This is a genomic window from Pseudoalteromonas sp. SG41-5, assembly GCF_014164495.1.
GTDB lineage: Bacteria > Pseudomonadota > Gammaproteobacteria > Enterobacterales > Alteromonadaceae > Pseudoalteromonas > Pseudoalteromonas rhizosphaerae.
Window position 1 is genome coordinate 1 of the sequence record NZ_JACJFH010000302.1, and the last position, 372, is coordinate 372.

General features: G+C 39.2%; 1 protein-coding gene. It reads right to left on the reverse strand.

Annotated features, from left to right (window positions below):
• A partial coding sequence (locus tag H5232_RS24825) for a DUF2931 domain-containing protein (RefSeq protein WP_182831729.1) occupies positions 1-372 on the reverse strand: 372 nt, incomplete at both ends.

The following is a 372-nucleotide window of genomic DNA, read 5'->3' on the forward strand; positions in this document are numbered from 1 at the left end:
TCTTTAAAAACCTTACCTGTATGCGCTGTGTATGAAGGTAAATTTTTAGCTAACCTATAACCATTTTTATCTATTGCCACTTCACCAAAGTAAATTCTATTTTCTGACTTATCTAACCATTCAACCGCGACTTTTTCTGGGAATTTTTGATCGTAAACACTTACCGTCGCTCTAGTTTCACCATAGCAGCACCCAATTGCCCCTGACGGTATTCCCCATTCATCATCAAATACCACAGAGCGCCCCCAAATTGCATTGCCATTTTCGGTGCCGACACCTGCGACCATGTAATCAATTTTACCTGTTGACGAACATCCTACAGCGAATAATATTAAAGCGAGTGTGATAAGTAATTTTATGAGTTTGTCCATA